Annotated in this window: 5 protein-coding genes; all 5 read right to left on the bottom strand. The window is 40.4% G+C overall.

All coding sequences use genetic code 11. The features are described 5' to 3' along the window. Positions 1 to 819 precede the first annotated feature (819 nt). Positions 820 to 1419 (bottom strand): pentapeptide repeat-containing protein, encoded by a 600-nt coding sequence (locus EXZ60_RS18285; protein WP_019281459.1) that lies wholly within the window; start codon positions 1417 to 1419, stop codon positions 820 to 822. 142 nt (positions 1420 to 1561) lie between these two features. Then, the gene (locus EXZ60_RS18280) at positions 1562 to 1978 is read right to left on the bottom strand and encodes a VOC family protein (RefSeq protein WP_098415771.1); all 417 of its coding nucleotides are present in this window, start codon (positions 1976 to 1978) and stop codon (positions 1562 to 1564) included. 1234 nt (positions 1979 to 3212) lie between these two features. After that, positions 3213 to 4034, bottom strand: coding sequence for an NAD(P)-dependent oxidoreductase (locus EXZ60_RS18275; RefSeq protein ID WP_088729581.1), 822 nt, complete (start codon positions 4032 to 4034; stop codon positions 3213 to 3215). A gap of 667 nt (positions 4035 to 4701) precedes the next feature. Further along, positions 4702 to 5154 carry a GNAT family N-acetyltransferase gene (locus EXZ60_RS18270; protein WP_171981743.1) on the bottom strand — a complete coding sequence of 151 codons (453 nt, stop codon included), beginning with the start codon at positions 5152 to 5154 and terminating at the stop codon, positions 4702 to 4704. 151 nt (positions 5155 to 5305) lie between these two features. After that, positions 5306 to 5863: a hypothetical protein gene (locus EXZ60_RS18265; protein ID WP_114721582.1), complete on the bottom strand. Its 558-nt coding sequence runs from the start codon at positions 5861 to 5863 to the stop codon at positions 5306 to 5308. Between the last annotated feature and the right edge of the window lie 147 nt (positions 5864 to 6010).

Raw genomic sequence — 6010 nt, 5'->3', positions numbered from 1 at the left:
GACGTTTGGATGCTGAAGGTTATTTTGCCGATGAATTCACAACGATAAACAGCTCAACGCGATCAAGAAACAAAAAATATGTGATGACGATTTATTGCTTAACTTAAGCCAGAAAACATGGAATTTATCGTTCAATTTCAACTCGATTTAGCTGATAAAAACTCACCTTGCCTAACGCCCGGCTAAGGGGTTGACAACGCACCGCCGAACTCAAAAAACACACCGTAAACACTGAATTTCAATTTTGCACTAAAGTCGCCACGCGTTGGCAATCCCTCTTGAGCCGTTTGTTATGCAAATTCAATAAGATAAATTGACTTTACTCGATCAAAAGCCACAATTGCAATGGTTGAGTGATTCAAGAATCAACCCAAACCAGAGCCATGATAAATAAGCCGCCAAAACAAAGTCCACCTTTCAGCGACAAACCAAGCTTTTGGAACAGACAAGTTCAACGGGCGGAAAATTCAGCAAGTGCAAAACGCTCGATAAACTTGCACTTTCCACACTTTGCGCACGCTGAATTGACAACAAAACAGCACCAAAATTCATTGAGGCAAACAAAGAACCTTGCCTGTTTTACGGTTTGAGTAAACCACGAATCTGAAGGTGAAAAAGCTCATTTGCCGACAACACAAAACGAATGGCCGGAGAAATCCAAAAGATTGAACCCCTAAATTTACCTGAGTTGCATAACGCCCGGCTAAGGGGTTGACAACGCACCGCCGAACTTAAAAAACACACTGTAAACACTGAACTTCAATTTTGCACTAAAGTCGCCACGCGTTGGCAATCCCTCTTGAGCCGTTTGTTAGGCTATTAATCCACCAATTCAATACCTAAGCTTTCTAATAAGCTCAACGCTTCATATCGTGAAAACTTAGCCTTTTTAACGTTATTTTCTAGTACGTCAATGGAGTATGCTGTTGATTCACTGAAATCAACCCCTTGCAAATTTGTTCTCATAAATAAACTGTGGCTAAAATCACTATAAATCATTATTGAACCTGCAAAGTTACCTTCACGGAAATCAACATCATGCAACTTACATTCATCCAAAACCAATTCATTTAAGGTCAGGCCAAAGAAAGACGAGTCATTTAAAATACAACGCTTAAAACTTAGCTCAAAGTCTGAGTGATAAACTGGCCATGTCGCTTTCGTCCAATCAACGCCAACTAACTTACTGTCTTGAAATTTAAGCTCAAAGAGCTTTGAGTTTGTAAAATCCACCAAACTCAAATTGCAGCGTTCAAATGTGCAGTTTGTAAACTTACATTTCTGGAATTTAACCGCTGAAAAATCGCAGTCGGAGAATTGGCAATCTTCAAACTCGACGTCGCTATATTTCTCATCAGGTGAGTAAAGCTTCTCAAAAGAAACGTCGAAATATTGCTCATTATTTTTTAAATCTGTCATCGTATCCTCTAAATAGCCTAACGCCGCGTTAAGTAGTGAGCAACGCTACCACCCAACTTAAACCATTACACCGTAAACACTAAACCCAACATTGAACTGAGAGTGCCAAGCGTTGGGAATCTGCCTTAAACGCTTTGTTATGCTACCTTTTCGCCATTGGATGGTCTGGGTTTAATTGAAGAAGATCCCATAAGTTTCCATACAAGTCTTCAAACACTGCTACCGTTCCATAGTCTTGTTCAGCTGGCTCTCGGACAAAGTTAATACCAATAGATTTCATGCGCTCAAAGTCACGCCAGAAATCGTCAGTATTTAAGAACAGAAATACTCGACCACCCGCTTGATTACCAATGAAATCTTGCTGCTCTGGCTTCGAGGCTTTGGCAAGTAGCAACGTAACACCATGAGAATTTGGTGGAGCTACAACCACCCACCGTTTATCTTGTTCAGGTTGATAAGTATCTTCAATAAGCTCAAATTTGAGTTTGTTTACGTAAAAATCAATTGCTTCATCATAATCGTTTACAACCAAGGCAATATGGACAATGTTCTGTTTCATAGTATTCCTTATTTAAGATTTCGCCCGGTAGCATAACGCCGCATTAAGTGGTGAGCGACGCTAAACACCAACGCCTCGACAAACCACTTAAAACACAAAAACTGAATTTACACTAAAACCGCCAAGCGTTGCGAATCCGTCTTAAATGCTTTGTTATGCAAATTCAATAAGATAAACCAGAAGTTACACTACATTTGATTAAGAAAACAATCTAAATATTGGTTAAGTGAACCAAGAATCAGCCAAAGCCTGAACCGTGATAAATAAACCGCCAAAACAAAGTCCACCTTTCAACGACAAACCAAACTTTTGAATGAGACAAACTCACCGAGCAAGACTTTCAGCAAATGCGAAATGATCGATTAACTTGCCCTTTCCACACTTTGCACCCGTTAAACTGACAACGCGCCAACGCTAAAACCAATTGAGGCAAACAAAGAAATTTGCCTGTTTTACGGTTTAAGTTAACCAAGAATTTGAGGGTAAAAATGCTCATTTGCCGACAACACAAAACGAATAGCCGGAGAAATCCCAAAAGATTGAACCCCTAAATTTACCTGAGTTGCATAACGCCCAATTAAGTGGTGAACAACGCACTGGCCAAGCCGCTGCATTGCACCGTAAAACACTTTACTCAACGCATAGTAAAACTGCCACGCGTTGAGAATCCACTTGAATTGTTTGTTATGTGAATTTCACTATGAATTCAAAGTAAATCACCGTAGAAACGAAGGGATTTGAATAAGTTACGTACAAAAACGATGCTGACCAAACCCTAAATTTCACAGCGATCTGATCCAAAGAGAGCCACTTGCAGAATCAACAACAAAGAAAGCGCCCTTTCAGCCACAACAAACCCTTTTGCTTCACCAAACTTTTAGAGCTGAATATCAGCAAGAAAATCAGTCAAAAAGACATTTCAATTAAAGCGATTTGAAACCACCGAAATTCAACACAAACCAGATCCAAAACTCAATTGAGGCAACTCAAGAACCTTAAAAACGATCAATCTCAGGTTGTTCAAGAATCCATTTCGACCAAGCCACCGTGCCGAAAACACGGAACGAATTCTCAATAAAATCGTAGAGTTAACCTTAAAAACTCATCCAACACATAACGCCCAATTAAGGGGTGAGCAACGCTACCACCCAGGCTTAAAGTATGGTGCCATAAACACTTAACTTGAAGTAGAAGCAAAAATGCCAAGCGTTGGGAATCCCTCTTAAATTGTTTGTTATGTGTAATTTTCTATGTACTTCCTTAATGACTCTGTCGATTCAAACAAAGGACTAATTGGAAGGTTAAGATTTAGCTTTTCAATTTCGACTGCCGAAGATCCATGGCATTTCTCAAAGTCATTCCAACTGCTCTTGTGAACCTGCTTTACGATTTGAAAGTCTAGTAACAACTGAGAAAACGCTTCGGGACTATACCCCTTAGTCTCAGCAATAAAATGTTGTGTAGCCGGACGTTTACCTTGAACCAGTGCCAAATAAAATCGAGCGATGTCATTAACATGGATATATTGATTGTAACCTTGAGATGGTATCGCTACTTGGAGAGTTTGGTCAGATAAGGAATCTACAATTCGCTTTAACTGACAGTTTTCACCACCATAAACCAAACTAGGACAGTAAACGACATGCCACTTCTTTTTGATAGCGCAACCTATTGTCACTGTGTCCGGCTTCACTGCCTCTAGAGGCTTAAGCCTAAATTCTTTAAGGTCATTGTGAGAAGCATTGCCAAATAGCCAAACACCCGACGTGTGGATTTTTGTCGCACCTTCAGCCGCTAGTCTATCCAGCTGCGTTAGCAGCTTGGACTCTATATCAGCTATTTCCTCCGGCGAAAATTCTGACCAATGTGGGCGAGCACAATTTATAACGATATCAAAGTAACCAGAGAAATTTGATGGCACACTGGTAAGCTTCCGTGCAGGAGATAAGACACCGCTAGTCCTGCTGTAAGTCGAAACTTCAAAGCCACTTTCGACAAACATCTTAGTCACGTGGCTACCAATATACCCATTGGAGCCTGATATCAGTACTTTCATTCTTTCCCTGAACTCTCGATTACACATAACGCCCGGCTAAGGGGTTGACAACGCACCACCGAACTCAAAAAACACACTGTAAACACTGAACTTCAATTTTGCACTAAAACCGCCAAGCGTTGGCAATCCCTCTTGAGCCGTTTGTTATGCAAATTCAATAAGATAAACTGAATTTACACGACCAAAAGCCACAATTGCAATGGTTGAGTAATTCAAGAACCAACCGAAGCCAGAGCCGTGATAAATAATCCGCCAAAACAAAGTCCACCTTTCAGCGACAAACCAAGCTTTTGAATCAGACAAACTCAACAAGCAAGGCTTTCAGCAAGTGCGAAATGCTCGATTAACTTGCCCTTTCCACACTTTGTGCCCGCTAAATTCACAACAAACCAGCACCAAAACTGATTGAGGCAAACAAAGAAATTTGCCTGTTTTACGGTTTGAGTTAACCACGAATTTGAAGGTAAAAAAGCTCATTTGCCGACAACACAAAACGAATGGCCGGAGAAATCCCAAAAGATTGAACCCCTAAATTTACCTGAGTTGCATAACGCCCAATTAAGGGGTGAACAACGCTTCCACCTAACCTAAAGCATTGTGCCATAAACACAAAACTTGAAGTAGAACCAAAAATGCCAAGCGTTGAGAATCCCTCTTAAATTGTTTGTTATGCCTGTACTACTTTTTGTGTGAAGTGCTCAAAAGCCGTAACTTTAGAATAACCCTCAGATACATATAGATTTTTTGCTGATTCGTTATCAATTGAAGTCGCAAGCTTCACAGTTAAAGCATTGGTTTCTTTAGCATAAACTTTGACTTTCTGTAGCAATGCTTTACCAACCCCCTTATGTCTTGCTGATTCAATTACATACAAATCATTCAAATACCACATACGCTTCATCGCGACTGAAGAGTACGATGGATAAAGCTGAACAAAACCCAACGGGTGATCATGATGATCAAGTGCTAAGAAAATGACTGAATCTGAATGATTGAGCCTTTCCTCAATGAAACGCGAAGCTTGCGCCAAATCTGACTCTTGCCCATAAAATTGACGATATAAATCAAATAATTGAGCAACAGTTTCAAGGTGGATTTTATCTGCTTCTACTATTTTCAAATTGACTCTCCTTGCCGATATTTGAGGAAAAGGCATAACGCCCAATTAAGTGGTGAACAACGCACTGGCCAAGCCGCTGCATTACACCGTAAACACTTTACCTGACGCATAGTAAAACTGCCACGCGTTGAGAATCCACTTGAATTGTTTGTTATGTTTGTTGTTCAGCAAGAGCTTTAGCAAAGATCTTAGATAGTGAGTTAGGGTCTGAAATTGAATCAAAAACAACCCCTACGTGTTTTGAAAAGCTTTCAATCACAGAAATAGGTTGGGAACATGGCTCATTGGGCTTTGCCAATTCTCTTCTAAGCGCTACAAATAACTTTGTCTCAGCCATATCTTTTATCGAGTCTGAAGTTAATTCTATAGCTAGGTTATGAGCAATGTTATTTCGAATACGGTTTAGACACCTAATTCCAGCAAGGAATTCTTCCAACTGTGGCTCGTTTGCTTTCTCTACGAGATCTACCTTTTGTGCGAATGTTAGCTTGTCAGCTTTTTTCCGAGAAATAGATAATGAGCTAGACACTAAGTAGCCTGCCATATAGTGCTCAACGAACAAATGAGCGCGAAGTACTCTACCGATTATCTCTGTATGCTGGTGCCATTTAGAGTTTATTTCTTGTAGCGAGCGATCTGAGTTTATCCTTAGTTGCTCAACGCCACCTGATAATTCAATAACTTTCGCAATCACTTCTGCTTGATTCATTCAGATATTTCCTCGTAAAACATAACGCCCGGCTAAGGGGTTGACAACGCATAGCCGAACTCAAAAAACACACTGTAAACACTGAACTTCAATTTTGCACTAAAGTCGCCACGCGTTGGCAATCCCTCTTGAGCCGTTTGTTAGGCC

It is taken from the genome of Vibrio sp. 1151_11 (genome assembly GCF_029478525.1).
GTDB lineage: Bacteria > Pseudomonadota > Gammaproteobacteria > Enterobacterales > Vibrionaceae > Vibrio > Vibrio anguillarum.
Note: the sequence above shows the minus strand (reverse complement) of the source record. Positions and strands in the feature narration are given on the sequence as shown.